Annotated in this window: 1 pseudogene; it reads left to right on the top strand. The window is 67.5% G+C overall.

The features are described 5' to 3' along the window. Positions 1-255, top strand: a pseudogene (gene tuf / locus ACLBXO_RS32335) (elongation factor Tu); the annotation flags it as partial.

Raw genomic sequence — 255 nt, 5'->3', positions numbered from 1 at the left:
ACATCCCGATCACCAAGGGCTCGGCGCTGATGGCGCTGGAGGACAAGGAGCCGAAGATCGGCAAGGAGGCGGTGCTGGCGCTGATGGCGACCGTGGACGCCTACATCCCGCAGCCGGAGCGCCCGATTGACATGCCGTTCCTGATGCCGATCGAGGACGTGTTCTCGATCTCGGGCCGCGGCACGGTGGTGACGGGCCGCGTCGAGCGCGGCATCGTGAAGGTGGGCGAGGAAGTCGAGATCGTCGGCATCCGGG

It is taken from the genome of Methylobacterium sp. C33D, assembly GCF_053345825.1.
This window is presented reverse-complemented; position numbering and strand designations above follow the sequence as displayed.